At 60.0% G+C, this 26,286-nt stretch carries 29 protein-coding genes; 8 read left to right on the top strand and 21 right to left on the bottom strand.

Annotated features, from left to right (window positions below):
* Positions 1 to 24 precede the first annotated feature (24 nt).
* The gene (locus N1078_RS03795) at positions 25 to 2,247 is read right to left on the bottom strand and encodes an LTA synthase family protein (protein WP_443218082.1); all 2,223 of its coding nucleotides are present in this window, start codon (positions 2,245 to 2,247) and stop codon (positions 25 to 27) included.
* Positions 2,248 to 2,463: 216 nt separating this feature from the next.
* Entirely contained in the window at positions 2,464 to 2,652 is a 189-nt protein-coding gene (locus tag N1078_RS03790; protein ID WP_274086866.1) for a hypothetical protein, read from the bottom strand.
* Positions 2,653 to 2,974: 322 nt separating this feature from the next.
* Here N1078_RS03790 and N1078_RS03785 point away from each other — a divergent pair, with 322 nt between their 5' ends.
* The gene (locus N1078_RS03785) at positions 2,975 to 3,817 is read left to right on the top strand and encodes a CvfB family protein (RefSeq protein WP_274086865.1); all 843 of its coding nucleotides are present in this window, start codon (positions 2,975 to 2,977) and stop codon (positions 3,815 to 3,817) included.
* A 277-nt stretch (positions 3,818 to 4,094) separates the two neighbouring features.
* Positions 4,095 to 4,994: a transcriptional regulator CynR gene (cynR, locus tag N1078_RS03780; protein ID WP_274086864.1), complete on the top strand. Its 900-nt coding sequence runs from the start codon at positions 4,095 to 4,097 to the stop codon at positions 4,992 to 4,994.
* A 90-nt stretch (positions 4,995 to 5,084) separates the two neighbouring features.
* Here the strand turns inward: cynR and N1078_RS03775 are convergent, their stop codons facing one another.
* From N1078_RS03775 to N1078_RS03760, 4 genes are all read right to left on the bottom strand, one after another.
* Positions 5,085 to 5,744, bottom strand: a complete 660-nt coding sequence (locus N1078_RS03775) for a carbonic anhydrase (protein WP_274086863.1) — start codon at positions 5,742 to 5,744, stop codon at positions 5,085 to 5,087.
* A 35-nt stretch (positions 5,745 to 5,779) separates the two neighbouring features.
* Positions 5,780 to 6,031 carry a DUF2790 domain-containing protein gene (locus N1078_RS03770; RefSeq protein ID WP_274086862.1) on the bottom strand — a complete coding sequence of 84 codons (252 nt, stop codon included), beginning with the start codon at positions 6,029 to 6,031 and terminating at the stop codon, positions 5,780 to 5,782.
* A 94-nt stretch (positions 6,032 to 6,125) separates the two neighbouring features.
* Positions 6,126 to 6,593 (bottom strand): cyanase, encoded by a 468-nt coding sequence (gene cynS / locus N1078_RS03765; RefSeq protein WP_274086861.1) that lies wholly within the window; start codon positions 6,591 to 6,593, stop codon positions 6,126 to 6,128.
* 228 nt (positions 6,594 to 6,821) lie between these two features.
* Positions 6,822 to 7,376, bottom strand: coding sequence for a thermonuclease family protein (locus N1078_RS03760; RefSeq protein WP_274086860.1), 555 nt, complete (start codon positions 7,374 to 7,376; stop codon positions 6,822 to 6,824).
* A gap of 268 nt (positions 7,377 to 7,644) precedes the next feature.
* Between N1078_RS03760 and N1078_RS03755 the strand changes: the two genes are divergently transcribed.
* Positions 7,645 to 7,980: a hypothetical protein gene (locus tag N1078_RS03755; protein WP_274086859.1), complete on the top strand. Its 336-nt coding sequence runs from the start codon at positions 7,645 to 7,647 to the stop codon at positions 7,978 to 7,980.
* A gap of 1 nt (position 7,981) precedes the next feature.
* Here the strand turns inward: N1078_RS03755 and N1078_RS03750 are convergent, their stop codons facing one another.
* The 6 genes from N1078_RS03750 to N1078_RS03725 all read right to left on the bottom strand — a co-directional run bounded on the left by N1078_RS03750 (position 7,982) and on the right by N1078_RS03725 (position 11,647).
* Complete coding sequence (locus N1078_RS03750; RefSeq protein WP_274086858.1) at positions 7,982 to 8,419, bottom strand: abscisic acid-deficient protein Aba4 family protein; 438 nt, start codon at positions 8,417 to 8,419, stop codon at positions 7,982 to 7,984.
* 122 nt (positions 8,420 to 8,541) lie between these two features.
* On the bottom strand, positions 8,542 to 9,210 hold the full coding sequence (msrA, locus tag N1078_RS03745) for a peptide-methionine (S)-S-oxide reductase MsrA (RefSeq protein ID WP_274086857.1): 669 nt from the start codon (positions 9,208 to 9,210) through the stop codon (positions 8,542 to 8,544).
* Between the two features lie 2 nt (positions 9,211 to 9,212).
* Positions 9,213 to 9,728, bottom strand: coding sequence for a peptide-methionine (R)-S-oxide reductase MsrB (gene msrB, locus N1078_RS03740; protein ID WP_274086856.1), 516 nt, complete (start codon positions 9,726 to 9,728; stop codon positions 9,213 to 9,215).
* A 119-nt stretch (positions 9,729 to 9,847) separates the two neighbouring features.
* The gene (locus tag N1078_RS03735) at positions 9,848 to 10,885 is read right to left on the bottom strand and encodes a GGDEF domain-containing protein (RefSeq protein WP_337993304.1); all 1,038 of its coding nucleotides are present in this window, start codon (positions 10,883 to 10,885) and stop codon (positions 9,848 to 9,850) included.
* Positions 10,886 to 11,021: 136 nt separating this feature from the next.
* Positions 11,022 to 11,447 (bottom strand): GNAT family N-acetyltransferase, encoded by a 426-nt coding sequence (locus tag N1078_RS03730; RefSeq protein ID WP_274086854.1) that lies wholly within the window; start codon positions 11,445 to 11,447, stop codon positions 11,022 to 11,024.
* Between the two features lie 68 nt (positions 11,448 to 11,515).
* Positions 11,516 to 11,647 (bottom strand): hypothetical protein, encoded by a 132-nt coding sequence (locus N1078_RS03725; protein WP_274086853.1) that lies wholly within the window; start codon positions 11,645 to 11,647, stop codon positions 11,516 to 11,518.
* Between the two features lie 275 nt (positions 11,648 to 11,922).
* Between N1078_RS03725 and N1078_RS03720 the strand changes: the two genes are divergently transcribed.
* From N1078_RS03720 to N1078_RS03705, 4 genes are all read left to right on the top strand, one after another.
* The gene (locus N1078_RS03720; protein WP_274086852.1) at positions 11,923 to 12,696 is read left to right on the top strand and encodes a PP2C family protein-serine/threonine phosphatase; all 774 of its coding nucleotides are present in this window, start codon (positions 11,923 to 11,925) and stop codon (positions 12,694 to 12,696) included.
* Positions 12,697 to 12,719: 23 nt separating this feature from the next.
* Positions 12,720 to 14,222 (top strand): serine/threonine-protein kinase, encoded by a 1,503-nt coding sequence (locus tag N1078_RS03715; protein WP_274086851.1) that lies wholly within the window; start codon positions 12,720 to 12,722, stop codon positions 14,220 to 14,222.
* A gap of 156 nt (positions 14,223 to 14,378) precedes the next feature.
* Entirely contained in the window at positions 14,379 to 15,236 is an 858-nt protein-coding gene (locus N1078_RS03710) for an FHA domain-containing protein (RefSeq protein ID WP_274086850.1), read from the top strand.
* A gap of 137 nt (positions 15,237 to 15,373) precedes the next feature.
* Positions 15,374 to 16,696 carry a phospholipase gene (locus tag N1078_RS03705; RefSeq protein ID WP_443218081.1) on the top strand — a complete coding sequence of 441 codons (1,323 nt, stop codon included), beginning with the start codon at positions 15,374 to 15,376 and terminating at the stop codon, positions 16,694 to 16,696.
* Here the strand turns inward: N1078_RS03705 and N1078_RS03700 are convergent.
* From N1078_RS03700 to N1078_RS03675, 6 genes are all read right to left on the bottom strand, one after another.
* On the bottom strand, positions 16,671 to 17,558 hold the full coding sequence (locus N1078_RS03700; RefSeq protein ID WP_274086849.1) for a hypothetical protein: 888 nt from the start codon (positions 17,556 to 17,558) through the stop codon (positions 16,671 to 16,673). The genes N1078_RS03705 and N1078_RS03700 overlap by 26 nt on opposite strands.
* Positions 17,559 to 17,661: 103 nt before the next feature.
* Positions 17,662 to 19,401 (bottom strand): N-acyl-D-amino-acid deacylase family protein, encoded by a 1,740-nt coding sequence (locus N1078_RS03695; protein WP_274086848.1) that lies wholly within the window; start codon positions 19,399 to 19,401, stop codon positions 17,662 to 17,664.
* A 129-nt stretch (positions 19,402 to 19,530) separates the two neighbouring features.
* On the bottom strand, positions 19,531 to 19,857 hold the full coding sequence (locus tag N1078_RS03690; RefSeq protein ID WP_274086847.1) for a DUF2025 family protein: 327 nt from the start codon (positions 19,855 to 19,857) through the stop codon (positions 19,531 to 19,533).
* A 166-nt stretch (positions 19,858 to 20,023) separates the two neighbouring features.
* Complete coding sequence (locus N1078_RS03685) at positions 20,024 to 20,644, bottom strand: hypothetical protein (protein ID WP_274086846.1); 621 nt, start codon at positions 20,642 to 20,644, stop codon at positions 20,024 to 20,026.
* Between the two features lie 190 nt (positions 20,645 to 20,834).
* Positions 20,835 to 21,536: a YebC/PmpR family DNA-binding transcriptional regulator gene (locus N1078_RS03680; protein WP_274086845.1), complete on the bottom strand. Its 702-nt coding sequence runs from the start codon at positions 21,534 to 21,536 to the stop codon at positions 20,835 to 20,837.
* 237 nt (positions 21,537 to 21,773) lie between these two features.
* Positions 21,774 to 23,084 (bottom strand): MFS transporter, encoded by a 1,311-nt coding sequence (locus tag N1078_RS03675; protein ID WP_274086844.1) that lies wholly within the window; start codon positions 23,082 to 23,084, stop codon positions 21,774 to 21,776.
* A gap of 251 nt (positions 23,085 to 23,335) precedes the next feature.
* Here N1078_RS03675 and N1078_RS03670 point away from each other — a divergent pair, with 251 nt between their 5' ends.
* On the top strand, positions 23,336 to 24,220 hold the full coding sequence (locus N1078_RS03670) for an EamA family transporter (RefSeq protein ID WP_274086843.1): 885 nt from the start codon (positions 23,336 to 23,338) through the stop codon (positions 24,218 to 24,220).
* 5 nt (positions 24,221 to 24,225) lie between these two features.
* Here N1078_RS03670 and N1078_RS03665 read toward each other — a convergent pair whose 3' ends face one another.
* The 3 genes from N1078_RS03665 to sstT form a co-directional block, all read right to left on the bottom strand.
* On the bottom strand, positions 24,226 to 24,471 hold the full coding sequence (locus N1078_RS03665; RefSeq protein WP_274086842.1) for a hypothetical protein: 246 nt from the start codon (positions 24,469 to 24,471) through the stop codon (positions 24,226 to 24,228).
* A gap of 153 nt (positions 24,472 to 24,624) precedes the next feature.
* Positions 24,625 to 24,906, bottom strand: coding sequence for a peptidylprolyl isomerase (locus N1078_RS03660; protein WP_274086841.1), 282 nt, complete (start codon positions 24,904 to 24,906; stop codon positions 24,625 to 24,627).
* 145 nt (positions 24,907 to 25,051) lie between these two features.
* Positions 25,052 to 26,272, bottom strand: a complete 1,221-nt coding sequence (gene sstT / locus N1078_RS03655) for a serine/threonine transporter SstT (RefSeq protein ID WP_274086840.1) — start codon at positions 26,270 to 26,272, stop codon at positions 25,052 to 25,054.
* Positions 26,273 to 26,286: the final 14 nt, after the last annotated feature.

The following is a 26,286-nucleotide window of genomic DNA, read 5'->3' as shown; positions in this document are numbered from 1 at the left end:
ATGCGCCGTCAGTAGCCAAGCTGCTTAGGGCGTGGGAGCGATTTCGTCCAACACTTCCTGGGCGGCCAGTAGTTTCGTCTCAGACTCAAACGGTTTACTGCTGACGCTGAAATCGACGATTTCGATGGCGCCCTGGCCTTGCCCGGTCAGGTGGAAAGAAAACGCCTTGCGCGCGGCCGGGTTGTCGAACGTGAAGCTGATCTCGATGGGCTTGTCGCGAGTGAGCAGCGGCAGTTCGGGTATCGGCAAGTCTACGTCGCGGTCGTATTCCTTGGTTTTCAAATGCAGTGTGGCACCCGGCGTGGCCATGCTCAGTGCACGGATTTTAAGGGTCACCTTGGTCTGCGTGTCTTTACCCAAGGTCAGGTACTGCGCGCCCACCAAGTTGTCGGTCCAGTCATTGCTGGCGCCGGGGGTGAGCGTGATCGGCTGCGTGTTGGCGAACTGGTAGTGTTGTTCGGCCTGACCGCTACTCAGTGATTGATCGAGCAAGCCTGCGCGTTGGCTGATCAACCGCGCCGGTTTACCGCTGAAACGCCCCAGGTAGCGTGCGCTGTCGGTAATAAAGCCAGGGCTGGCGTAGCGCCGGCAAACGCTCTGGAAGTCGCATTCGGTCAATGTGCCCTGACCGTCATGCTGGCGCAGCAAACCGTTGGTGTAAGAGATGATTTCGCGGCCAGTGCGGTAGTCGCGCAGCAACGAGCGCCCGGCAATGTTGCTCAGCACGGGAAAGGCGAAGTAATCGAGCACCGAGGCAGTCAGGTCAACATGGCCGTATACGCCTTGCTTGAGGGCGGGCAGTTGCGCCTGTTCGGGGGCCAGTAGCAGGTTAAAGCCCCAGGCCGAGGCTAAGCGCACGTTTTCCAAGCCATGGGATTCGTCCGAGGTGATGATCACCAGGGTGTCTTTCAGCACGCCTTGCTTTTCCAGCGCCGTGAGGAAGTCGGCGACGGCATCGTCCAGGTAGGCAATCGCCGCCAATTTGCTATTGGGCTGGTGGTCCAGATAGGCCTGCGGGGCAGAGTAGGGTTGGTGGGTGCCCACGGTCAGCAGGGTCAACATCCAGGGTTGCTGCTTTTTACGCAGCTGCTGCACGTAAGTTAAGGCGCCCTCGAAGTAGGCCTTGTCGTCCATGCCCCATGGGAATTCGAGATAGGGCTTATTTTTGAACCAGTCGCGGCCGTGGGTTTGCTCGAAGCCCATCTGCGGCATGATCTGGTCTTTGGCCATAAAACGCAGCCCGGCGCCCTGCAGGAAATGCGTGCTGAGGCCGCGCTCGCGCAACTGCGCGGGGAGGCACTGCTCACTGCGCTGCGGGTTATTCAGCAGTTCGACGCCTTTCGGGGTGCCGGTGTCGAGTTTGTTGTAATCACCACAAAGCATGGCGTAAAGGCCGCGGATGGTCTGGTGGCCGTGCAGCACATAATCGGTGGTGAGCATGCCGCGCTCGGCCCATTGGCTCAGGCGCGGCATCGGGTCTTGTGCATAGTGGCTGCCGATGGCCTGGCGACTGGCCTTTATATAGGCGCCGGTCACGCCTTCCAGGGTAATGATCAGCACGTTGCGGGCGCTGCCAGCCTGCTTGAGCAGGGGCGTGCCATTCAGGTCGAGTTGGTTAAGGCCGCTGATATCGGGAGGGCTGCTTGGCTCATCCGCCGCCAGCCAGTCGGCCAAATATTGCTGGCCGTTACTGGCGCTTTCCGCCAGTAGCTTGTGCGGCAGGTTGAACTGCAGCCATTGATCTGCCTCGCTGGGTTTGAATTGTTGGAATGCGCCATGCACAGCAAACAGTGACAGCGGCAACAGCAGCCAGCGGCGCGCAGGTGGCGCGCTACGGCGTGGCGTCTGCATACGGCGTAGGCCTAGATAGAGTGCCACCAGCACAGCCAAGGCTGTGGCCAGTAGCGGCTGGCTCAAACCGGCGCCCTGGGTTGAATGGCTGACGAACTGTGGGTCGGCCAGGTAGTGCAAATCGGCAGGTCCCGGCATGCGCCCCACTGCGCTGACCAGCTCGGCGTTGCCCTGGGTGAAAATGCACCAGACCACCAACAGGGGAACGCTCAGCAGCCAGGCGCGTTGGTGCAGGGTGATCAGCAACACGCTGCCAATGGCTAAATCAGACAGGTAGCCATACGGGTGTGACCAGCCCAGCGCGTAGCGGCTGAGTAATGGCAGGGCAAAGAGTAGTAAACCGAGGATAAACAGGGGGCTGGAAGGGTGTCGCAGCCAATTGCAGGTAACGCGCACGGGTACTCCTGGGACGATTGCCATCGATCAGCAACGGCAATGCCGAATCAGCCGCAACATGCAGGCTGCCATGATTCTGAAACAAGGTTGTGCTAAGCGCCAGAGCGCGGCGCGCAAATAGGCAAAACAACTGGGCGTGGGGCAGGGGGAGGTGATGGATTATGCAATGGCCAGCGCCTTGTCATTGCGAGCAAAGCGCTGCATGGCCAGAGAGTGTTACTTTTTGCCGATGGTGATCTGCTTGCTGGTGCCGTACACCTGGCCGCTGACGCCTTTGGCAATTTGCTGGATTTCCCCGCCGGACTTCAGGAACGCTTCGATCTGTGTATCGATCGAGGCACTGGTTTCCACGGCTGGCGCCGGCTTGGGTTTGCTGTTGGATGCTTTTACGCGCATGACGGCCATTAACCTATTTAAAAATTAATTTGGCCGCGCATTGTACTCGAAATACTTGACAATTGCTTGATAAATAAATCTCAAATGCGCTGGGCGGCGGCGCGATAACGGCATTAATAGTCTGTTTAGTTATCGAATATGCCAATAAGTGATTGTTTTAATGAGAATAGATTATTAGTGCCGGGCGTTCATATGGGGCCTTGTTGGCGCTTGGCCCGCTGGTCGGATTGCCTCGCAAGGCGGTCAGGCGAAGGTATTGCATGCCCAGTAGGTCGAGAAATTCAGGGGCGACTCGGCTAGAATGCCGGCCTGGTAATGAGGGTAGAGCATCATGGCGGTAATTGGACGGATGAATAGTTTGCAGGTCGTGAAGCACACCGACTTCGGCCTGTATTTGGATGGCGGCGCGGATGGCGAAATCCTATTGCCCAAGCGCTATATTCCGAGCGACACCCCAAGTGAAGTAGAAGACTGGTTGAACGTCTTTATCTACTTGGACAGTGAAGACAAATTGATTGCCACCACTGAAAAGCCAAAAGTGCAGGTGGGTGGGTTTGCCAGTTTAAAAGTTGTGGATATAAATCGAGTGGGCTTATTCCTTAATTGGGGTTTACCAAAAGATTTATTACTGCCGCACTCCGAAGAAAAACGTCCGCTGCAGGTTGGTGATTACTGTGTGGTGCACGTATTCCTCGATAAGCGCAGCAAGCGCATCACCGCCACGGCGCGCCTGGATCGTTATCTGGATAACGTGCCGGCGAATTACACGGCCGGTGAAGAAGTTGATTTGCTGGTGGTCGAACCGACGGATATGGGCTTTAAGGCCATCATCAATGGCAAGCACTGGGGCCTGATCCACAAGAATGAGCTGTTCAAATTTATGCGCAGCGGCATGCAGGAAAAGGGCTTTATCAAGGAAGTACGTGCCGACGGCAAAATCAGCCTGAGCTTGCAGCCGGTGGGTCAGGAAGCGGCCAGCAGCCTGGGCGAACAAATATTGAGCAAGCTGCGCGAACACGATGGCGTGCTCAAGGTGAATGACAAAAGCTCACCTGAAGAAATTGCCGCGCTGTTTCGGGTCAGTAAAGGTAACTTCAAAAAAGCCATCGGTGGTTTGTACAAGCAGGGTCGCATCGTGATCCATGAAGACCGTATCGAACTGCCCGGCGAGTGAGTATCCGTTGCGCCGCCTCTCAGTCGAGCCTGCCGCATAACCTGTGGCGAGGGTAAGGCACGCGTAACGCGAAGCTCGCAGGTTCGGTGCCTATCCCCGCGCCAGTAAAACAAGGCCAGCAGCGATGCTGGCTTTTTTATTGCGCACGTTTCGACTCATTCACCGCTTGTTCGGTGCCGGGCTGGACAGCCTGTCGCGCCGGGCTGTCGACTTAGCCATAGGCTTATGGGCTGGCATACAATGCGAAGCATGTTTTTTGCCTATAGGTGGTGATGCAATGCTGTTACGGCATCTGCGGTATTTGTTGGCGGTTGCTGATCATGGTGGCTTCACGCGCGCCGCAGAGGCGTTGCACGTTTCCCAGCCGACCCTGTCGCAACAGATTCGCCAACTGGAAGAGTCGCTCGGCGTCAGCCTGTTCGACCGAACTTCGCGCACGGTCAAACCCACTGATGCAGGGCTGGCCTATATCGAATCCGCCCGCCGGGTGCTGGTGGAGTTGGCGGCGGGGAAGCGGGCGCTGCATGACGTTAAGGATTTGTCCCGCGGCTCGCTCAGGCTGGCCATGACCCCAACCTTTATGGCCTACCTGGTCGGGCCACTGATCCGCGATTACATCGCGCTGTATCCGAATATCCATTTACAGATATTCGAGTTGTCGATGGACGACATCGAAACGGGGCTGGCCAATGATTCGCTGGATATCGCGATTGCATTTGATCAAGTCAGAAGCGCTGACATCGAGTCGATTCCGGCGTTTATAGAAACCTTGGGGCTGATGGTTGGGCGTGATCACCCGCTCTATGATGCTCAGGCCACGCTGACTGCCGATCAGCTGGCGCAGCTGGAGTTTGCCCTGCTGACCCCCGATTTTGTGACCCGCACCTGCATTGATGAGTTCTTCGCGACGGCGCGGATCACGCCCAAGGTGGTGATTGAGGTCAACTCGGTGAATACCCTGCTCGAGGTTATTCGGCACACCGCCGTTGCCACGATTTTGCCGGAAGCCATTGCCACGCAAGACCGCGCGTTGCGCAAGCTTGCATTAGTGGCCGAAGCGCCCCAGCGCGGGGCCGCGCTACTGCGGCGTAAAAACAACTACCACAGTGCTGCATCAGACGCCTTTACCCACTTAATGCTGGGGGCGATGAAGGAGGGCACGCCCGGGCGCGAATAGCGCGCCAGCCGTTAGCGAAACAGGTAAGCGGCCTGTGACAGCCGCTGCAGTTGAGCACTGGGGTAAAAGTCTTTGACAGGCAACCGGGTTTCAAGCGGCAACGGCTGAGCGAGCATACACGGCGCAGGTCGCTGGGTAGTCGGCCAATGCCTTGAAGGAGCGGTTATCGTCGTCCAGCGCGTCGATTGAGCCGCTTTCAATGTCGTAGACCCAGCCATGCAGGTTCAACACACCTTTTTCTTGAGCCAGGCGCACGCTCGGGTGGGTTTGGATGTTCGCCAGTTGGGCGATGACATTTTCCCGCACCATTGAGCTGACTTTGGCCGCGTCATTGGCATGCACACGCGACTCGTTGATGACCTTCGCCGACTCGGCATGCTGCAACCAGCCGCTTACAGCGGGCAGGTGGTCCATGCATTTGCATGTGGCGACCGCAGTCATGGCGCCGCAATCAGAGTGGCCGCAAATAACGATATCGGTCACCCCCAGTACCGCGACGGCATACTCGACTGTCGCCGACACGCCACCCGGGTGCGGGCTGTAGGACGGCACGATATTGCCGGCGTTACGAATCACGAACAGTTCGCCGGGTTCTTGTTGCGTCAGCAGTTCCGGCACTACGCGGCTATCGGAGCAGGTGATAAACAAGGTGCCTGGGTGCTGGGTGGTCGCCAGGTGTTTGAACAGGTCGGAGCGCTGTGGGAACGCTTCGCTCTGAAACTTCAGAAATCCGTCAATAAGCGCTTGCATAGGATGTACCTGTAAAAATCTGCTGGGTTGTTGGGCTATGAGTCGCTGCAGCCGGTGCCATACAGGCGGTATTGCAGAACATGGACGTCACCCTGTGAGTCGCGGTAGGTCATTTCGGCTGGCGTCGGCCCGCAGGTGTCGGCAGCCGAAGTTATGCGTATCACCTTAGCGATGTCTAAGTGCATGCCGTATGTGTAAGCAACGGCTGGCGCTGGCGTGACTGGTTCTTCGGCGTAAGCCGACAGCGAGGCGGCCAGCGACAGGCCTAAAAGTAGGATTTTGTTCATGAGCCATCCTCCGCATAAATGGGTGGCAGTGGGAATCAGGTCAATTTTGGGATCGGGCCCGCAGGGGGCGGGCCGATTCAGGGACGCGGCGAGGTTAGAACGGGCGCAGGGGCAGGAACTTGCCATCCAGCGTGATCACTGCGCGGGAACCGCCTTCGGGGTCCTCGACCTTCTTCATGTCCAGCTTGAAGTTGATGGCGCTGATGATGCCGTCGCCAAACTGCTCATGCACCAGGGCTTTCAGCGTGGTGCCGTAGATCTGGATCATTTCGTAAAAGCGGTAGATGGTCGGGTCGGTTGGAATGCCCGAGAGGCTGCCGCGCAGGGGGATGATTTGCAGGCGGGCGACTGTGTCGGCATCCAGTTCAAGCTTGTCGCCAATCACTTTAGCTGCTTTTTCCGGCAGCGGATGTTGGCCGAGCAGGGCGGCGGTGACATAGGCCAACCCAAGCCCGGTGCCGTCAGCCAGGTCCTGCCAGGAGAGGTTTTTGCGCGCCTTGGCATCCAGCACTTCGGTGGTCAGGGCAAGGCTTGGGTCGTTGTAAGCGTGCGACTGTTGCATGGTGTAGCTCCTATCGGGGTTGCTTGGTGTGAAGCAATCATCGGCCGATAGATGCATAGCGTCCAGGACTGATGTGCAATGCTTTGTATAAGTATTGCCTATAGATTAAGGCGCAGGTGAGCGGTAGCGCTGAAGCGCAACTCAGGCTGTAGATGCCATGGGGCGCAGGGCAAAATTGGCGGGTGCAGGCTAGGTGATGATTGTTGTGGCGGGCCGGTTGCCTGGGCCTTAGTTGCTGCCAAACTGCGAAAACGACGCCGGTCGGCTGGGCTTGGTTTTTGGCGGCACTGAAATTCTGCCGGCATAACGCCAATCCCAAGGGGCGACTATGGACTCGGCTGGAAGCCGCCAAAGGCCTTTACCCATTTTTCTGGCCAGGGTTTCGGCATCTTTTAGCCTGTAGTCCTTCAACTGCGGGGTGTAGGCCCAGGCTGCGCCTTGTTCGACCAAGCTGTAATTCACGTCTACGCCGCCGATGAAAGCGCGCGCCAGCGTTCTGCCGTAGCGATCCACTTCTTGCACATGCAGGAGAACCTGTTTTTCTAACACCAGATCAGACAGCGCCTGCTTGGCTTCAGCACCATAGGGCTGCTTTCTTTCCGGTGCGTCAATTTCCGCAAGGCGCACTCGCAGCCGTTTGTTATCAGTGCTCAGACAGCTAAAGGTGTCGCCTTCGCTAATGGTCATCACCCGGCAGATAAATTGCTCAGCAAGCGCCAGGCCCGGCAGGCAGGCGAGAAGGAGTAGAGCGATACGGATAGTCATCTGGTTGGCGATGCTCACGCGAATGCATAGCCGTTGATGGTAATAAATGCCCGCCGGATTAAGCGGGACGGGGATCGCGAAATAGCACGGCGGGTTGTGCGAAGTGCTGATCCTGCGTTGGACGCTGGGTTGGCTTGTGCTTTCCAGCAAACCGAGGATGATTGCTCGTTATTTGAGCAATTAAGCCGTGTGCGGATGTTCTGTCTGGAGCAATGGTCGGAACCGTAGGCGGGCTGGTGTTGCCAAACCTTCAGGTTCGTTTCGCGCCCATGGCGCAGAGGGAGTAATGACGATGCGCAGATGTGTGCTCAGTTTGATGGCTCTGCTGATGGTGACTTCGCTGTATGCCGAGCCGCAAGCGCCGCAGACACTGCGGGTCATTCCGAAAACCTATATCAGCCCTGGTGCCAGCGGCAGCATTGGCAGCTCTCAAACCATAGAAACTCACAACCTTTATGGTGGGCAGCGGTTACCTGAGGGTCTGCAGCACCATGAGCAGCGCTACGGCAGCCAATCGCTAGAAAACCGTGGCGCGATCAAGCAAACGATTGAATACCCCAATGGTTACCGCATACAGCAGTACCCGGGCCAGAGCACGCACTCGGAAGAACGCAGCCGCTAACTCAGGCCGCTAGAGCCAAGCTCCAGCGCAGCGCTAAAAAGGCCAGCAAACCCAGCGGCCCAAACATCAGCGTCAGCACATAGCAGGGCAGCAGAGCCCAGTGGCTGATGCCCGCGATGGCTTCTTCGTGGCGGATATACAGGCCCACCATCAGATCGAACGCGAGAATATGCACCCAGACCGCCAATGCAGCTGTGGGTTGGCGCAGCAATGAGAGCACGCCAGCCAGGCTGAAGAAGCCTGGTTTGCCAGTGCCAGGTTCGGGGCGCTGGCGCATGGCGAAAAACAGCAGCCAGCTGTAGAGGAGGGCCAGCACGACCACGCTGAGCCCCAGTACCAGTTCATCGGTATAGGGCCAGGCTGGCAGGCAGACCAGCATCAGCCAACCGCCCAGGGCGATCAGCGAGGTGAGTTTGAACAAAGGTTTCAGCGGGGCCATGGCTGTGCTCACTGGGCAACGTGTGAGCTCAACCATAGCGGATGCGGCGATTGCCGCCTCTGGGTATCAGCGGCTGAATACAACGTCATCAGTTGGCGCGAGGGCAAACTGATGCGCATGGCTTATGGCTTCTTGCCCCAGAGTTGCTCAAGGCGTTGGTCGCGGCCGCAACCGTTGCGGTAGTAGGTGTAGCGCAACGGATTACGCTGGTAGTAGTCCTGGTGATAATCCTCGGCCGGGTAGAAGGTCCCCGCGGGGAGGATTTCTGTGACCACCGGCGCCGGTAAGCGCCCGGATTTATCCAGGGCGGCTTTGGAGGCTTCAGCCAACTGCTGTTCTTCGGCCGTGCTGTAGAAAATTGCGCTGCGGTACTGCGGGCCACGGTCGCAGAACTGTGCGTTAGGGGTGATCGGGTCAATGGTCGGCCAGAAGGCTTCCAGCAGTTGTGCATAGCTGGTTTTGCTTGGGTCAAAGCGCACGCGCACGGCTTCAATATGCCCGCTATTGCCGGCTGAGACTTGCTCGTAAGTGGGGTTGTCGACATGTCCGCCGATATAGCCTGAGGTGGTTTCAATCACGCCAGGTACTTTGTCGAAGTCCGATTCGGTGCACCAGAAGCAGCCGCCGGCAAAGATCGCTACCCCTGGGTTTTCCACCGTTGTTGTGTTGGCTTGCGCGGTTGCCTGGGGGGCCTGCGCCGCGGTGGGTTCACAGGCGGCCAGCAGACCGCCCAGAACAAGCATGGCGCTGGCGAGCAAACGGCTGCGCCAGTGGGACGTAATGTGGGTCATGTTTAGCTCCGCAGTTCGGGTAGGGGCTCGTCTTTGGCAACAAAGCGCAGGGCTACGCCGTTATTGCACCAGCGTTCGCCACGAGGCTTGGGACCGTCATCAAACACGTGGCCCTGGTGGCCGCCGCAACGCGCGCAGTGGTATTCAGTGCGTGGGAAAAACAGCTTGAAGTCGCGTTTTTGGCCCATGTGCCCGGCAATCGGCTGGGTGAAGCTGGGCCAGCCGGTGCCGCTTTGATATTTATCTTGGCTGGCGAACAGCGGCAGGTAACAGGCGGCGCAGATATAGGTGCCGTCGCGTTTTTCCTGATTCAGCGGGCTGCTGCCGGGGGCTTCCGTGTCTTCCTCGAACAACACGGCATATGCCTCGGGCGTTAGCAGGTCGCGCCAGGCGCTGTGCGGCTTGTCCAGTGGCGTGATGGTGCTGGCGATGGCTTGCGCCAGGCTGAGCGGGGCGTGGCTGAGCAGGGGCAGGGCTGGCATCAGGGCGATCGCCTTGAGCAGGGAGCGTCTCTTCATGGCAGTGCTCTCAAGTGGGTGTGGCCAATAGACCCACACAACGCCGAGTTGTTACAGCGTTGTGGGGCAGGGCGGATAATTTTCCAGCTGCAGAGTGTAAGCGAAGATATACCGCAGGATTAGACGATGGGCTGGGGGCTTGCTGTATTGACGCCGTCATTGATGACGATGCAGTTACGTCCGGCGCTCTTGGCGTGATACAGGCGTTGGTCGGCGCGCTGCAGCAGGTCTTCCCAGTGCTCATCGCGGCGCATCATCGCACCGCCAACCGACATGGTCACCGGGCCGCCCGGCCCGCGCAGGTGTTGGCGAACCTGTTGCTGAAGGTTTTGGGCTGCGGCCAATAGGCCGTCGCTGTCGGTATTGGGCACCAGTAGGAGGAATTCCTCGCCGCCGAAGCGGAACAGGCGATCCTCTTTGCGTGAGGCATTTTTGATCAGCTCGACAAAGTCGATCAGCACCTGATCGCCGGCCTGATGGCCATAGTTGTCGTTGACCCGCTTGAAATGGTCCAGGTCCATGGTCAACACACCATAGCTGTTGCCGTGACGCCGATTTAAGGACGCAGCGATCTTCAGCTCCTCGTTCATCGCCCGACGGTTCCGAGCGCCGGTCAGCGGGTCATGGATGGCCAGTTGCTGCAGCTGATCGCGCTGGCTGCTGGTGCGATAGGCAAAGACGAAGCTGAGGATGCTGGCCATCATGCTGGTAACCAGAAACGACACCATCTGGTAGTCGCTTTCGAATACCGCGCCAGGGTTTAGCTGGCCGTAACCCACCAGCGTCATGAGCATCAGGATAGTGGCGACTAAAGCCTTACCAGACGACACCATAAAGAAGTTGAACAGGATCAGCGGATAGATCCAAAACAGGCCGTTAACGCCCAGGTTGATGGCGATCAGGGTTGCCGCAACGGAGAAGATGCTGGCCAGGTAGATGCCCGGTTTTACGGTGTCGCTGGTGCGCCAGGCGTAAAGCACCGCAAGCACCGTGGAGGCGACAATTACCGTATCGGCGGCGCCCACCAAGTAGTTGCCGGTGGCCAGCCGGTACACGGCATAGGGGCTAATACCAATGACGCCAAACAGGCCCATCAGCGTAATGATGGACAACTGAAAGTCGTTACGCAGGCGTCTGAGTAACCGCGATGTGCGCATAGGGGAAGACCCTGTTGTCGTTCTTATGGCTTAAGCATGCAGAGCTTGGCCTGACGATAGCAATAGTAAAGTTGAGCAAAGTGCCAGTATGGATGCCGTCGCGCGGATAGCGCCTGGCTAACCGGGCAGCCGCCGGTTAAGCCAGGTGCAGTTGGGGTTGCCCAGGGGCGCGGGAGAACGCCTGCAGGCTCTTGCTGCGCTGATAACGGCTTAGGCGCTCAGCCAGGGGCTGGGGCAGGTCGCTGCAAGGGATAAAGCCCTGGCGCCGATAGAAGTCGTGCAGCTGTGGGTGGCAGAACAGCCAGACTGGCGTGGTGCAGTGGGCGAGGGCGGCTTCGATCAACTGACGTGCGATGCCTTGTTCACGCATCGGCGAGGCCACCAGCAAGCTGGTCAGCCAGTGACCGTGTGCGACGCTTTGCAGGCACAGTGCTGCAACGATGTCCGGGTTTTCGGCGACCCAAAGCTGTGCGCCTGGCGTGGCGCGCATGGCTGAGCGTTGGCTGCGGTAGAACTTGTCAGCAAGGGGTTTGAGTGGGGCGGGGAGTTGGCGGTAATGCATAGCGGCTAGCAGTAGTGGAGGGATTGGAATGCCTGAGTGCAGCCTGATGCCTGCCTCAGGCGGTTAACTCAGGGGGTAGCTGCGTGGCTGCCGAGCAGGGTTTTTGCACCGTGCTTGCCTTTTTTATCCATGCGTTTTTCGCTGGCCGTTTTCAGCGGTTTTTTCTTTGCTTGTTTCTTTGAATCCATACCTTTGCTCATGATCTTCACCTCTGACAATGTCGTGGTTGAATCGTCTGGAGCGGGCCATCTCGCTGCGCTAAGGCGAGGCTGGTGTTTTGAGTCTACGCCGATGCTGGCTGAATAGTTGAAGCGTTATCCGGCTCTGGCTGCGGTGTGTGGGTTCGACTGGTTAACACTTCACCTGCAAAATCAGCGGCTGGCGGTGACAGCCTGAGTTTACCGCCGCATCATGGTCGGCCTGAGTCGAGTGCAGCGTAGCGCTTTGCGGTGGTGAACCCTAGGTCGAGACATTGATGGAACAAGCACTGATTTATGCCGGCCACAGCGTGCCTGGGCGCGTGCGTGAGCACAATGAGGATGCGCTGTTGTGTTGCCCGCAGTTGAATCTGTGGGCGATTGCCGACGGTATGGGCGGGCATCAATGCGGTGAAGTGGCCAGTGCGTTGGCCTTACAGGTATTACAGGCAGGCTGCGCCGAGGGCCTGGAATTGGTCGAGGCGGTGCAGGCGGCCAATCAGAAAATTCTCGCGGTGGCGCGCGCCGATGAGCAGCGCGGCATGGGCACGACCCTAGTGGCGGTGCATTTCCAGGGGGCTGAGTTCAACCTGGCCTGGGTAGGTGACAGCCGCGCCTATCGCGTCAGCGCCGGGCATATCGAACGCCTTAGTCACGACCACAGCTGGGTGCAGACGATGATCGATGCCGGGCAAATGAGCGACGAAGAAGCGCGTCACCATCCGCAGCGCAATGTCATCCTGCAGTGCCTGGGCCGAGATGAACAGCCGCTGCAGGTGGGTGTGCTGCAGGGCTCGCTGGGTGAGCAGGAGTTGCTGTTGCTGTGCAGCGACGGCCTAACCGGCGAGCTTGAAGATACGCAGATCCAGCAGCTATGCAGCAGCGCGCAGACCCTTGATGAGCTGGTGAGCCAGCTGCTGGCGCAGGCTAACGAAATGGGCGGCAAGGATAATATCTCCTGTATCGTGCTCGGCCGTGAAGCGCCCCCACCCAGCGTTGAAGTCAAACCCCGGGGGCTGCTCAGCCGTCTGTTTACCTCCCGCAAGCCCTAATCTGCCGATGTGCACTGACCCTCATGACTGAACAATTGCTTGTTATCCCCGGCTATCAGGTGCATGGCCGCCTGGGCAAAGGCGGTATGGCCGAGGTTTACCTGGCCACCCAGGAGTCGCTGCACCGCAAGGTGGCGATCAAGGTGCTGTTAAGCACAGATGATCAAGCGTTCAGCCAGCGCTTTATCAAAGAGGGGCATATCGTTGCGTCCTTGCACCACCCCTCGATCATCACCATATATGACATCAATCAGCTGGCTGATGGTCGCCATTACCTGACCATGGAATTCGTTGCCGGCGGCGACCTGGCGCAGCATAAAGGCCAAGTCTTCGAGCTGGCGCGCGCTTTGCGCATCGTGCGGCAGGTGGCCAGTGGCCTGGCGGTGGTGCATGACCAGGGCCTGGTGCACCGCGATATCAAGCCGGCCAATATCCTCTTTCGCACCGATGGCACGGCGGTGATCACCGATTTTGGCGTGGCCAAGGAAGTTGAACTGGACACCGACCTGACTCAGTTTGGCATTGCTGTCGGCAGCCCGTCCTACAGCAGCCCTGAGCAGGCGCAGTGTCAGGCGCTGGACGCGCGCAGCGATATTTACAGCCTGGGGGTGATCCTGCTGGAGATGCTCACCGGCACTAACCCCTATCGCGGCGCCAATTACACCCAGACGGTGATGAATCACCTGCAGATGGACGTTCCGCAACTGCCCGCGCCTCTCCAAGGCTACCAGTGGCTGCTCGAGCGCATGTTGGCGAAAGACCCGGATGAGCGCTTTGCTGACTGCAAAGTGTTGCTGGCCAGCCTGGACGAGCTGGCGCAGGAGGACCCGGACACTACGCTTATTGCCCCGGCGCTGAGCGTGGCTAAGCCAAACGGGCGCAAAGGCGGGCGCAGTAAATTGTGGGTTGGGTTGCTGTTGGGGGTGTTGCTGTTAGCGGCGGCGAGCGCTGGCGGCTATCACCTGTATCAACAGATGCAGATCAGCGACTACCTGGCGCGCGCCGAGCAGCGTTTGCAGAACGGCAATCTACTGGAGCCGCCGCAGGACAACGCCGATTACCTGTTTCGTCAGGTCCTCACGCTTGATGCCGACAACCCGCTGGCGCTGGATGGGCTAAACCGTGTGCTGCAAGCGCGGATCAACCAGTCTCTGCGGCTGGCTGAGCAGCGCCTGGCGGATCAACAGCTGCTATTGCCCGAAGATGACAGCGCGACGCACTACTTCCGTCAGGTACTTGCTTGGGAACCGGACAATCTGTTGGCCCGAGCCGGGATCAACCGGGTGGCGCAGCGCTATATCGCGCAAAGCGAGGCCGCCTATAAACGCCGCGAGTTCGCCTTGGCGCTGGCATTGGTGCAGCAGGGGCTGGAGGTGGAGCCGACTAACGAGGCGTTATTGCACCTGCTCGATGGCCATGAACAGCGTGTACGTCAGGCCCAGACTGCCCGGCGTAAGCCTGCAGCGACCCAGCAGACGGGGCCGGTTAATTCCGTCAAACGCTTGTGGAACAACCTATTTGAGTAAGTAACCCTGCTGGCATATTGCTAGCCGGCTGATTGGCAGGCAGCATGCGCGCCTCGCTTCGTTGGCACTTGCCGCTCATCCGGCTAACGCCAAGTAGCGCATGCGGTGCCCCGGTTTCCTGGCGGCTGTTTAACTGACTTTGGGGGAGTGCTGTAGATGCTCAAAATTCACTTCAGTGATAATCGTCAGGCCCCCATCTGGCTGGTCGACGAGCGTTTCACCATCGGCCAGGACAGCCGCAACAGCCTGGTGTTGGTGGACCCCAGCATCGGCTCATTTCATGCGGAGATTCGTCAGGATCATGGCTTCTATTACCTGACCGATGTCGGCAGCCTCGGCGGCTCTTTCGTCAACGACGAGCGCATCAATACGCGCTTCCAGTTGCGTGCCGATGACCGGCTGCGGCTGGGTTCGGTGGAGTTGCTACTGGTCGATCCGGCGCGCAGCAAGGCTAAAGCCGAGCAGGGTGCACGCTGGTACCTGCAGGTGATTCAGGGCGAGCACGAAGGCAAGAAATTCCATATCAACGGCTCCATGACCTTTGGCCGTTCAGTGAAATGCGAGCTGTGTTTCAGCGACCAGCAATTGTCGCGCCGCCACTGCGAGTTCTACCTCAAGGACAATGTGCTGGAGGTCAAGGACCTGGCGTCGGCCAATGGTCTGCAGGTCAACCAGCAAAAGGTCGCGACGGCGGTGTTGCAGCCAGGTGACCAGCTGAAGATGGGCTCGGTCAGCCTGCTGGTGATTGGGCCGAAAAGCACGGTGGCGCCCAGCGCGGACGAAGACGCCACGCTATTTATGCGCGCGGTGGACCTGCCCAAGCCGCTCAAGGCCGTCGCCATGTCCCGTTCAGCGAATAGCCATGCCAACCCACTGCGAACAGTCGCTCAGGCTAACCCGCTGCACACTGCGGCTAAGCCCGCCCGTGCGCCAAGTAGGCTGAATAAGCCGCTATTAGCGCTGGCGCTGGTGGTGATTGTGCTGGTCGCGGCAGCGGCTGTAGTTGTTGGCTAGCTCTGGTCACGCTCACCGCTGAGATTTTGCCGCGCACTGCCTGATTAGTGAGTGGGCTGACTTGATACGACAGTGCCAGGTAGCGGCCCAGGCGTTAGGCTATGGCTCTTTGCCCTGCTACCTGCGTCGGAGTCGCCGTGAAGCCATTGTTGCTGTTGCTATCTGCCTGTTGCTTGGCCTGTCAGCCGTTAAACGCCCTGGCCTGGTCCAATCACTCGCTCGGCAGTCAGTTGGCGTTGCAGGCACTGCCGCAGTTGCAGCGCACGCTGAATTACCAGCCGTTGCAGGCGTTTCTCGATGATCAGGCGCCGGCCATTGAGCAGTTGCTGGATGAGCAGGAGGCATTTGCCCGCGCGCACTTCCCCGATTACCCGGCGCGCCCTGATGCGTTGCGCTTTAGCGCCCTTGCGACTGCCCCGGCCGACAGGCGCAGCGCATTCCTGCATGCACTGCGGATTAATCCGCAGATTCGTCTGGCCGGCTTTGTCCAGCAATTACCGGGGCAGGCGGATGAGGGGAGGGCGCGGCTGGCGGCTGAACAGGTGCTGGTATTTCGCAAGCTTGGCCCCTGGAGCCATTGGCGTTATCTGGCCTTGCAGCCGGGCGAGGCGGTAAGTGCCGTGCAGGTGCTCAGCAGTGCGGCTGATGAGCCGGACTATGGCCACGATATCAACCTGTTCAGCAACAACCCCGGCGAAGTCGGCGGGCAGTACAACTTTGGCGAGCAGCCGTTTGGTGATGCGCGCTTCGAGTATTCCTCCCAAGCCCCTTTCCATATCGGTTACTACCACGAACCGGCGCTGGTGTTTCAGGCGGCGCCCTACCTGCGGCGCACCCTGCCGCACTGGCGCATCTACCAATACACCGGCCTGGCACGGCTGGCCCTGGCCAGCGGGCATGACTATTGGGGGTATCGTTTTCTCGGCTGGGCGCTGCACTACATGCAGGACCTGACCCAGCCCTACCACGCCAAGACCGTGCCGGGCTTCACCACGCCCGAGTTGATGCTGATTGCCCTCAAAGGCGCTTTGGGCTATCCCGACGATCGTCTGGCCGCCATTGCCCGTGTGGCGGACCGGCATACGGCTCTCGAGGAATACCAACTTCAGCGTATGCAGCAATTGATGGCGGAGCAGGCCGCCGCGCCACTGTTACAGGCTTATACACAGGCCCCGCCAGGCAGCTATCCCGCGTATTCAGCGGACTACGCGCAGCAGGTGGTGGCCGCCGAGTCCTACGCCAGCGCCGATGCCTTGGATGAGGTGATTGGCCAGTGGCTGGCACGCAAGCCGGTTGCTGCTGCAGGGTTCAGTGCGGGCAATCAGTTGGCTCCGGTTGCCGCTGACCCGCTGTTGGAGCACTTGCTGCAGGCGCTGTTTAAACGGTTCGGCGCACACAGCCGTGCGGTTGTGCAGGCCACTTTGGCTCAACCGTCTAGCGTTTCGTCGGCACGGGAGTGAACCACAGCTCGCGTCGCTGCAAGGGCGTGGCGCCCGGCAGAAAAGGGTTTTGCAGCTCGATGACCTGACGCTTGTGCAGTTGCGCGCGCTGCAGGTCGGCTGCGAAATGCTCCTGGAACAGGCGCTCGAATGAACCATCGGCAATCGCCCGCTGCAAACCGAGGCGCACGGTTTGCGCCAGCTCTGGGCGTTGGCGCGAGAAGAAAAAATACATCGCGGCGGGGTAGTGCAGCAGCACATGCTGGTCGGCAACCAGCTGCTTGCTGCGTGGGTGTTTAAGCTCATCCCAGAGTTCGATCACCGAGCGCGGAAAGTAATCGAAGCGTTGCGCCTGGAGCATGTGAAACAGGCTGCCGTAATTGGCTGAAATGGTGACAGGCAAGCCATTGCTGCGAAGAATGTCAGTGTCCGGCCAATCGTGCCCTTGACCGGCGGAGAACGGGCGCAGGTCGTTGAGGGTGCGCACATCCTTGAGCAGCTCGGCGCGGCTGCTGGGCAGCAGGGCAATGCGCCAGCCATACAAACCCTTATCCAGCGGAATGCGCACAGGCAGCAGGCGTTGTTCGCGCTCACGGCTGGTCATGCTCCAGACCACATCGAGGCGCTCGTTATGCTCCAGGTTAACCAGTGCGCGCTCCTGCTCCATGCTGTAGTACGAGGGCTCCAGGCGCAAAGAGCTGCCGGCTTTTTCCAGTGCCAGTTGCAGTTGAGCCAGCTCATAGGAGGAACGAAACTCTTCACCCTCGGTACGCCGGGGGTAGTGAATAACGCCCGCCTCATCAGCGTATAGCGGGGGCAGCAGGCTGAGCAGTAGCAGGCCTAGAAGCCAGCGGTAGAGGGCCTTTGCAGGCATTTTGTACATTATTATTGGCGTCCTTTCAGCATACAGGGTGGGCGGCCCACCGGTCTGTGCGGCGCACAGTATGCCAGCCTGTAGGACTATCGCTAGGCTTCAGTTGAAGGCGTTAGCGGCTGCGTAAAAATTGCCCATAACCGTGTTTTTGCCCGAGGTCGTGGGCACATTCGCCATGCTGAAAGGCAATGCGCCCGTTGATCAGCACCGCATCCACTGCCGCGCCACGGTTGACCATGCGTTGCAAACCGCCGAAGGCTTCCATGGGCGCCTCTTGGTAGCTGGCCAGGGATTCATCCAGTGCGCTGGGGTCGATAATCACCAGGTCAGCCCGTGCGCCTTCGTAGAGCCTGCCGGCGTCAATGTCGAACCACTCACCCAGCTCGCCGGTCAGGCGCCAGATTGCGGTTTCGATCGGCATCACCGGCTGGCCACGCAGTTCGGCATCGCGCACCAACTTGAGCAGGCGCACACCGAAGTTGTAGAAGGCCATATTGCGGATATGCGCGCCGGAGTCGGCAAAGCCGATCAGCGTGCTCGGTTCGCACACCAGTTTTTCCACCACCTCGGGGCGGTGGTTGGCGATCAGAGTGCGCCAGCGCAGGCGCGGGCCATGGGCCACCAGCAGGTCAAGAAACAGATCGGCCGGGTGTTCATTGCGGGCCTTGGCCAGTTCGCCAACGCTTTTGCCGACCACGCTGGCGTCTGGGCAGTCGACAATCCACGCGTCGTCAAAGTCGCGGTGCCAGACCCGTGGGCCGAATTTCTTCTCCACATCCTGGCGAAAGCGTCGGCGGTAGTCCGGATCTTGAAACAGCTGGCTGCGCAGGTCGTGGCTGGCTAGGTGCAGAGCGGCCTGGCCGGCGGGAAACTCCTCGAACACCACGAACTCCATGCCGTCGGCATAGGTTTCGAAGGGCACCGGCAGGGTTTGCCAGCGAAAGTCCGCGCGGGTCAGGCGATTGATCCAGCGGGTAAGCGGGCCAAGCACAGGCGCCAGCCAAGGGTCGGCTTTGACGTCCATTAGGGTGATCAGGGTGGTCTTCAGCGGTTTGCGCCACCCGCCGCCGATGCTGGCCCAGAGAAAGGCCAGCACATTGAATTTGGTCACCAGATTTGGCGCGCCCTGGTGGATGCGTCCGCGCCGCCGCAGGATCTTGTTCAGTCGCGCGTATTCGGCCCAGGGCGCATACACCGAGGGCAGGGATTTCGAGCGCTGGCGGTCGCCGTCGAGCTTGTCCCAGGGATTGGTCATGCTCGACAGGCCGAGTAGGCCGGCATCCAGCGCCTCTTCCAGCAGGCGTTCCATTTGTTGCAGTTCGCGTTCACTGGGGCGCACCTTGGCATCGACGGCGCGTTCCAAACCCATGACGGCAACGCGCAGGTCGGAGTGGCCGAGAAAGGAGCAGACATTCGGCCCCAGCGGGTGTTGATCGAGAAAGGCGGCGAATTCGCTAGCGCTGTTCCAGGTCTTGCGCGCCTGGAGCAACGGCAGCACATGTTCGCGCGGCACCGACTCAACGCGGGTGAACAGATCCGAGCAATCCTCGGGGCTGGACAGCACCATGCTGATCGAGCAGCTGCCGATCATCACGGTGGTCACGCCATGACGCACGGATTCCTTGAGCGCGGGCGCCGCCACCAGTTCCGCGTCATAGTGGGTGTGCATGTCGATAAAGCCGGGCGTGACCCAACGGTTGCTGGCGTCGATGACCTGGCCGCAGCCGCTTTCATCCAGGGCGCTGGCACTGATGCACGCCAATTTACCCTCACGGATGCCCAGGTGGCGCAGCACTCCCGGCGTGCCGCTGCCATCGAAAAACAGCGCATTCTTGATCAGCACATCGAACATTCGGCAGGCTCCTGGGCGAATAACATCAACCAGGCGAGCTTAGTCTGCCGAGCGCTGCGACTGTTAGGGTGTAAGTGAACAACCAACGGCTTATTCGGCCATGGCGCAGCGCGTTGTGTTAACCGGGGTTTAAGCGCTAAGGCGCCGGCGCTCGGCGCTGATCTCCGGGAGGTCAGCGCGGCGCACGTAAACCCGTAGCGGCTCGCTGATGGCCAGGCGATCATCGATGTTTTGTTCTAGCAGCAGTTGCAGGCGCGCACGGTCGAGGTTCATCAGTTCGCCGTCAAAGGCGCGCCAGACGAATTCGCAGGTGGGTGTGATGCTCTGTTCGAGTACGTCGAGGCCGAAGGAGTCTTCAGAAAAACGTACGATGTAGCGCCCGGTCTTGGCATTGAAACCGACAAAACCCTGCAGTTGGTCGGCCGCCGCGCAAATGTGAGTAGAGGTGATGCTCATGAAGACCTCGTCGATGGCAGTTGGAGGGCGAACCCTCAGAAAGTCATCGGCATAGGCTAAAGCGCCAGGGGCGGAGCATCTTGCTCAGGGTCAATGGATAGGCTTGACGGTTAAGCCGCGCTCATTGGAGGGAGCGGCGAGCGTGTGTCGCTCGCCGGGTGCTGGCTCAGTCTTTGCGAGGGCTGGAGAATGCACTGACGGTGCCGAATGGCGAGCTGTGCATGTCCACCTTGACCGCCATCAGGGGGGAGTTGTTCACCCATACATCGTCGATCACGATGGTCTGACCGAGGTCGTCGTTATCGGCGGCCACGAGCAGGTAGTAGGTGCCATCTTCTGTGGCTTCACCGTCCCAGCTCAGGCTGATCTGCCCGATTGCTGTCGAGGCGTGCGAGGGTTTGTCGGCAATCACGGCGCCGTAGGCATCCAGCAACATGGCGCGCGGTTTCAGGGCGAACTTGCTCACGCCGAGGCAGGGCTTGTTGCACAGCGAGCGCACGTTAAGGGTGTAGCGTTCACCCTTCTTCAGCTGCAGGGAAAAGATCCGGTAGTTAGAGATCGAGCTGCCAAAGTCCAGGCGCGGTTCGTCGGCGCTAATCGGCCACTGCGGAGCCAGCAGGCCGGGGTCGAGCGGCAGCGGGATGGCTTTGCTGTTATGGATGGCCTCCAGGGTGCTTTTGGCCATTGGGCTGGTGCCCGCCACAACGTCTTGCTGGTAGACCGTCTGCGGGTTGCTGGCGCAGGCGCCGAGCAATAGGCACGCAGCCAGAGTGAGAATTTTGTGCACGGTAAAACTCCTGTGGGGCAACGTCCTTGTGTACACGCCGGGCGCTGATGGCGCGGCGGCCGGCGATTCTACTCGCTTTGTGGCGCGATGGGGCGGCGAATCGGCCCGTGCGCTGAACTGGGCGCGAACGCTGGCGCCGCTTATAGGCTCGCTGGGCGTCCTGCCCGGCGAGCCTGAGGCAACCGCTGAGTTAGCCGGAAAGCCCGACATAGACGTTCTGCACGTCATCATGGGCGTCGAGCGCTTCAAGAAACGCTTCGACTTCTTCGAGCTGTTCGGCCGTCAGGCTGCTGACCGGGTTTTTCGGCATATAGCCGAGCTTGGCCGCATTGACGCTAAAGCCGTGTTCCGGCAAGGCGCGGCATACGGCGTCGAGGTCTGTCGGCTCGGTGATAAACAGCGTGCCGCCTTCATCTGCCGGCTCAAAGTCTTGTGCACCGGCTTCAATCGCCGCCAACTCGGCATCGGCGTCGCCTTCTGGCGAGGCTTCGATCATGCCGACGTGGTCGAAATCCCAGGTCACCGAGCCGGATGCGCCCATCTGGCCCTTGCGGAATAGCACGCGTACTTCCGCCACGGTGCGGTTGATGTTGTCAGTCAGGCATTCGATGATCACTGGCACCTGATGCGGGGCGAAGCCCTCGTAAGTGGCCGCGTGATAGGTCACGGTATCGCCCAGCAGGCCGGCGCCTTTCTTGATCGCGCGGTCGAGGGTTTCCTTGGGCATCGAGGCTTTTTTTGCCTGGTGAATAGCCAAGCGCAACTTGGGGTTCAGGTCTGGATCAGCGCCGTTACGCGCGGCGATCATGATCTCTTTGACCAGCCGGCCGAAGATCTTGCCTCTGGCGTTGGCAGCGGCTTCTTTAGGTTTGGCTTTCCATTGTGCGCCCATGGGTGCTCTCTCGGTCTGTACAGTCGGATGAGTCGTGTGTCTGCGCAGGAAGTGGACGGCCAGACGAATTGTTGGGCCGACCGCCGGCAGGCTGGCTCAGGTCAGCTGCGGATTTTAGTCGGTCTGCGGTTCGCTGGCACCCCCTCAATGCAGCATGGGGGCGTCGAGGGGTGGTGCTCAGGCTATGGGGATAGTTGCTGCGTGCGTTGCAGTAAGTGCGGCGAACCTTTCCGGCTGTTATTCCACTTCTGGCAGAACGGTGGCCATCACCGCGCCAAAGGCGCCAAGCACTGACAGCAACAGAATGATCTGGCTGATTGTCATGACCGTACCCAGGGCTCCGGCGAAACCGAGCAGCAGCAGTATCAGGCCGATCAAGGTATTGCTCACCGCCACGTAATCGGTGCGGCGGTTGCCTTGCGCCAGGTCGACCAGATAAGTCTTACGGCCGATGCGCACGCCTTGGTGGGCAATGCTCAGGCCAAAGTAGAGTGCCGGCAGCATCCAGCCAATGGCCAGCCAGGTCGGTTGCAAACTGTCGAGCAGGTAGACCAGTAGGCCGAGGCCTGCGCTCAGCCCGGCCGCGAGGATCATCACCCGGCGGCTAGACACGTCGGCAAAGCGTCCCCACAGTGGTGCCGAGATCAGGCTGGCGGCGCCGCTGGCGAGCATGAACAGGCCCAGTGTACTGGCGGCCGAGCCGAGTTTCTGTTGGGCCAGCACCACGTAATACGGCGCGCTCAGGGCCGAACACAGCATCAGTGCGCGGGTTATGACGAAGCGTCGGAAGGGACGGTCGCTGCGCAGAATAGCGAGGCGCTTCAGCGCCTCGACTACGGCATTGCCACCGCCCTCGACCGCTCCTGGCTGCTCGCTGATGCGCGCGTAAATGGCCGCGGCGATCAGCCACAGTAGGCCTGCACCGGCCAGTAGCAGGCCGTAGGCTTGCGGTGGCAGTTGAGCCGTACTGCTGAACAACAGCATTAGGGCCAAAGCGACGGTGACCAGCCCGGCGGCGCTAGCCGACCAGCCGTTGACCTGGCCGCGTCGGGTTTTCGGGATGGTCTTGCCGAGTACATCTTTCGAGGCCACCGAACTCAAACCGCGAGCCAGGCTGAAGAGCACCAGCAGGCCAATGATCGCCCAGCCTGCTACCACGCCGTCCAGCGTCCACGCCACCAGACCGATGGCACCGACAGCGGCGGCTTGCATCAGGCTGCCCAGAACCCAGACCCATTTGCGCACGGCCACCGCGCGGATGTAGCTGGCGATAAACAGCTGTGGGATCAGCGAGCCAGACTCGCGGATTGGTACCAGAAAGCCGATCAGGTAAAGCGGCGCCTGCAGGGCTTCCATCACCCAGGGCAGCACCACCTTCGGGTTGGCCAGGGCGTCACCCAGTTTGCTGAAGAAGTGGCTGAGGATCATCAGCAAGAAGTTGCCCGGCACAGCGCGGCAGGCCTGCTCGTCGATATCGCTGCAGACCCGCGCATCCTCCTCATTGACCAGCTTGCTGTAGATGTTTGCGCTGAGACGGTTGCTGTCCATCGTCACTCCTCGCGAAAGTGGCGCCAGCGTGGCGCTGCAAACCGGCATGATGCCATCCCTGGGCAGGCGAATCGCTCAAGGCGGCGCTAGAAAAATGCGCCAATCGAGGGGGCGCGTTATGCGTGCAGTGCCACGAACAAGCTATTTCTTCATCTATGGACGACTGTGTGCCTGGATTCAGCTGTAACTGTAATGGGGGCCGGGCAGGCGCTGCTGGTTTAATGACCCTTTGCCTGTCAGGAGACCGCGTTATGTTACCCAAGGATCTACTGCTGGCCCTGGTGGTCATCATCGTCTGGGGCATGAATTTCGTGGTGATCAAGATCGGCCTGGATGACATGCCGCCGATGCTGTTGGGGGCACTGCGATTTTTGTTGGCGGCATTTCCTGCGGTGCTGTTTATCAAGCGTCCGCAGATCCCGCTGCGCTGGTTACTGGCCTATGGATTGACCATCTCGCTGGGGCAGTTCGCGTTTCTATTCTCGGCCATGTCGGTCGGCATGCCGGCCGGCTTGGCCTCGCTGGTGCTGCAGTCGCAGGCCTTCTTTACCCTGCTGTTCGCCGTGATGTTCCTCGGTGAGCGCTTTCGCCTGGCCAATCTGTTTGGTTTGTTGGTGGCCGCCTGCGGTTTGCTGCTGATTGGTTTGAAGGGCAATGGGCTGATGACGCTGGCCGGCTTTCTGCTGACGCTCTGCGCCGCCGCGATGTGGGCGCTGGGCAATATCGTCACGCGCAAGCTGGGTAAGGTGAATCTGGTGGGGTTGGTGGTGTGGGGCAGCCTGGTGCCGCCGCTGCCGTTTTTTGCGCTGTCTTGGCTGCTGGAAGGGCCGGCGGTGATCGAAACCGCGCTGCGCGCTATCAATCTGGATACGCTGCTGGTGCTGGCCTACCTGGCATTCGGCGCGACCATCCTCGGCTATGGCCTGTGGAGCCTCCTGCTGTCGCGCTATCCGGCCAGCCAGGTGGCGCCGTTTTCCCTGCTGGTGCCGGTGGTGGGGATTACCTCGGCGGCCGTGTTGCTCGATGAGCACCTGAGCACCCTGCAACTCGTGGGCGCGCTGCTGGTCATGCTCGGCTTGCTGCTGAATGTGTTTGGCGGCTGGCTGCAGGTGCGCTTACGCGCGCGACTGGGGTAGGGCGCTTAACGTTTGCCCATGGAGCGACGGGTGCCGCTGGGGGCTGCGCCGATCTTCTTTTCATGGGCGGATTTATTACCCTTTTGGTGCCAGGGTTGGTCATCGGCTTTACCGGATGCAGCCTTGGCGGCGCTAAACAGGGAGGCGAAGCCACGGGGTTTTTCCGGTGCTACAGCTGCATCGCTGGGCGGCAAGGTGCTGTCGGCAGTCTGAACGGCGAGAGTGGGTTCAGCGGCTGGGGAGTGGGTCATGGCAATGTCCGCGGGTGCGAGAGGAAAAGGCCGGCGAGTATACCTGGCTATGCCCCACGGCTTGCGACTGTTGATCAGCGCTATGGCGCCTGGCTGGCGCTGCGCGAAAACAGGCAGCTCGCTGGGCCTAGGCAGCCCAGCGAGTCGGCAGTATCAGTCCTGGCGGCTGGTCACTTCCAGCAGGTGATAACCGAACTGGGTTTTCACCGGGCCTTGCACCACGTTGACCGGGGCGCTGAACACTACGGTGTCGAATTCTTTAACCATCTGGCCTGGGCCAAACGAGCCAAGGTCGCCGCCGCTGCGGCTAGATGGGCAGCTGGAGTTGTCTTTGGCAACTTGGGCGAAGTCAGCACCGCCTTCGATTGCGGCTTTCAGTTCGTTGCACTTGTCTTCGCTGGCAACCAGGATGTGACGGGCAGTGGCGCGGGCCATGGGTGTTACTCCTAATAAAGAAGCGGCAAAGCCTACCGCAAACATTGCGCTATTCAAACGTTGTCGCGGCGTCGTTTATCGGCTGGCCAATAAAAAGGCTTACCCGCGGGGTAAGCCTTTTCCTGTACGGCGTTGTGAAGCGTGTTTAGCTGCGTGGCTGGTCGGCCATGCAACCTGCCGCAGTAAACAGGACGTCAGTGGAGGAGTTCAGTGCCGTTTCCGCCGCGTCCTGCACGATGCCGATGATAAAGCCGACGGCCACCACCTGCATGGCCACATCGTTGGGAATGCCGAACAGGCTGCACGCTAGGGGGATCAGCAGCAGCGAGCCGCCGGCAACACCCGACGCGCCACAGGCGCTGATGGAGGCGAGCAAGCTCAGCAGCAATGCCGTCGGCAGGTCAACGACGATGCCCAGGGTGTTAACGGCGGCCAGAGTCAGCACGGTAATGGTGATGGCTGCGCCGGCCATGTTGATGGTCGCGCCCAGCGGGATCGAAACTGAGTAAGTTTCTTTATGCAGGCCCAGGCGCTCACACAGCTGCAGGTTCACCGGGATATTGGCGGCCGAGCTGCGGGTAAAGAATGCCGTCAGGCCGCTTTCACGCAGGCAGGTCAGTACCAGAGGGTAAGGGTTGCGACGGGTCTTGAAGTAGACAATCGCCGGGTTGCTGACCAAGGCCACAAACAGCATGCAGCCCACCAGCACCAGCAGCAGGTGCAGGTAGTCGAGTAGGGCCGACATACCGGACTCAGCCAGGGTGGCCGCCACCAGGCCGAAGACCCCGAGTGGCGCAAGGCGAATCACCAATTTAACAATGCTGGTCACCCCATTGGAGAGGTCGGCGAGCATCTGCTTGCTGGTTGGGCTGGCATGCCGGAAGGCAAAGCCCAGGGCGATGGCCCAGGCCAGGATGCCAATAAAGTTACCCTTCAGCAGCGCGTTGACCGGGTTGTCCACCACGTTCAGCAGCAGGGTCTTCAGCACTTCGCTGATGCCGCCGGGTGGCGACAACTCGGCGCTGTTACTGACCAGGGTCAGGCTTGAAGGAAAGGCATAGCTGGCGGCCACCGCAATCAGCGCAGCGCTGAAAGTGCCGATCAGGTACAGCATCAGAATGGGCTTGATGTGGGTTTGTTGGCCGTGTTGATGGTTGGCAATCGACGCCGCTACCAGCACGAACACCAGTACGGGGGCCACCGCTTTGAGCGCCGAAACGAAGACGGTGCCAAGCAGGCTAACACTGGCCGCCGCATCAGGCAGGAACAGCGCAAGGGCGATACCCGCCAGCAAACCGATGGCAATTTGCAGCACCAGACTAGTGCGGTTGAGCAGGAGTAAAAGTGGGTGTTGAGCAGGGGACATTACGGGCATCTCTA

Origin of the sequence: Pseudomonas sp. MIL19 (assembly GCF_028680365.1) — a bacterium.
Taxonomy (GTDB): domain Bacteria; phylum Pseudomonadota; class Gammaproteobacteria; order Pseudomonadales; family Pseudomonadaceae; genus Aquipseudomonas; species Aquipseudomonas spirodelae.
This window is presented reverse-complemented; position numbering and strand designations above follow the sequence as displayed.

Bases quoted from the DNA above. Each gene is read 5' to 3' on its own strand.
- msrB (WP_274086856.1), bottom strand. From the start codon at position 9,728: ATGAAGAGACGCTCCCTGCTCAAGGCGATCGCCCTGATGCCAGCCCTG.
- msrA (WP_274086857.1), bottom strand. From the start codon at position 9,210: ATGACCCACATTACGTCCCACTGGCGCAGCCGTTTGCTCGCCAGCGCC.
- N1078_RS03695 (WP_274086848.1), bottom strand. From the start codon at position 19,401: ATGTTCGATGTGCTGATCAAGAATGCGCTGTTTTTCGATGGCAGCGGC.
- sstT (WP_274086840.1), bottom strand. From the start codon at position 26,272: ATGTCCCCTGCTCAACACCCACTTTTACTCCTGCTCAACCGCACTAGT.
- N1078_RS03710 (WP_274086850.1), top strand. From the start codon at position 14,379: ATGCTCAAAATTCACTTCAGTGATAATCGTCAGGCCCCCATCTGGCTG.
- cynR (WP_274086864.1), top strand. From the start codon at position 4,095: ATGCTGTTACGGCATCTGCGGTATTTGTTGGCGGTTGCTGATCATGGT.
- N1078_RS03750 (WP_274086858.1), bottom strand. From the start codon at position 8,419: ATGGCCCCGCTGAAACCTTTGTTCAAACTCACCTCGCTGATCGCCCTG.
- N1078_RS03785 (WP_274086865.1), top strand. From the start codon at position 2,975: ATGGCGGTAATTGGACGGATGAATAGTTTGCAGGTCGTGAAGCACACC.
- N1078_RS03680 (WP_274086845.1), bottom strand. From the start codon at position 21,536: ATGGGCGCACAATGGAAAGCCAAACCTAAAGAAGCCGCTGCCAACGCC.
- N1078_RS03725 (WP_274086853.1), bottom strand. From the start codon at position 11,647: ATGAGCAAAGGTATGGATTCAAAGAAACAAGCAAAGAAAAAACCGCTG.
- N1078_RS03790 (WP_274086866.1), bottom strand. From the start codon at position 2,652: ATGGCCGTCATGCGCGTAAAAGCATCCAACAGCAAACCCAAGCCGGCG.
- N1078_RS03700 (WP_274086849.1), bottom strand. From the start codon at position 17,558: ATGTACAAAATGCCTGCAAAGGCCCTCTACCGCTGGCTTCTAGGCCTG.
- N1078_RS03735 (WP_337993304.1), bottom strand. From the start codon at position 10,885: ATGCGCACATCGCGGTTACTCAGACGCCTGCGTAACGACTTTCAGTTG.
- N1078_RS03720 (WP_274086852.1), top strand. From the start codon at position 11,923: ATGGAACAAGCACTGATTTATGCCGGCCACAGCGTGCCTGGGCGCGTG.
- cynS (WP_274086861.1), bottom strand. From the start codon at position 6,593: ATGCAACAGTCGCACGCTTACAACGACCCAAGCCTTGCCCTGACCACC.
- N1078_RS03690 (WP_274086847.1), bottom strand. From the start codon at position 19,857: ATGAGCATCACCTCTACTCACATTTGCGCGGCGGCCGACCAACTGCAG.
- N1078_RS03665 (WP_274086842.1), bottom strand. From the start codon at position 24,471: ATGACCCACTCCCCAGCCGCTGAACCCACTCTCGCCGTTCAGACTGCC.
- N1078_RS03730 (WP_274086854.1), bottom strand. From the start codon at position 11,447: ATGCATTACCGCCAACTCCCCGCCCCACTCAAACCCCTTGCTGACAAG.
- N1078_RS03770 (WP_274086862.1), bottom strand. From the start codon at position 6,031: ATGAACAAAATCCTACTTTTAGGCCTGTCGCTGGCCGCCTCGCTGTCG.
- N1078_RS03715 (WP_274086851.1), top strand. From the start codon at position 12,720: ATGACTGAACAATTGCTTGTTATCCCCGGCTATCAGGTGCATGGCCGC.
- N1078_RS03660 (WP_274086841.1), bottom strand. From the start codon at position 24,906: ATGGCCCGCGCCACTGCCCGTCACATCCTGGTTGCCAGCGAAGACAAG.
- N1078_RS03675 (WP_274086844.1), bottom strand. From the start codon at position 23,084: ATGGACAGCAACCGTCTCAGCGCAAACATCTACAGCAAGCTGGTCAAT.
- N1078_RS03755 (WP_274086859.1), top strand. From the start codon at position 7,645: ATGACGATGCGCAGATGTGTGCTCAGTTTGATGGCTCTGCTGATGGTG.
- N1078_RS03670 (WP_274086843.1), top strand. From the start codon at position 23,336: ATGTTACCCAAGGATCTACTGCTGGCCCTGGTGGTCATCATCGTCTGG.
- N1078_RS03775 (WP_274086863.1), bottom strand. From the start codon at position 5,744: ATGCAAGCGCTTATTGACGGATTTCTGAAGTTTCAGAGCGAAGCGTTC.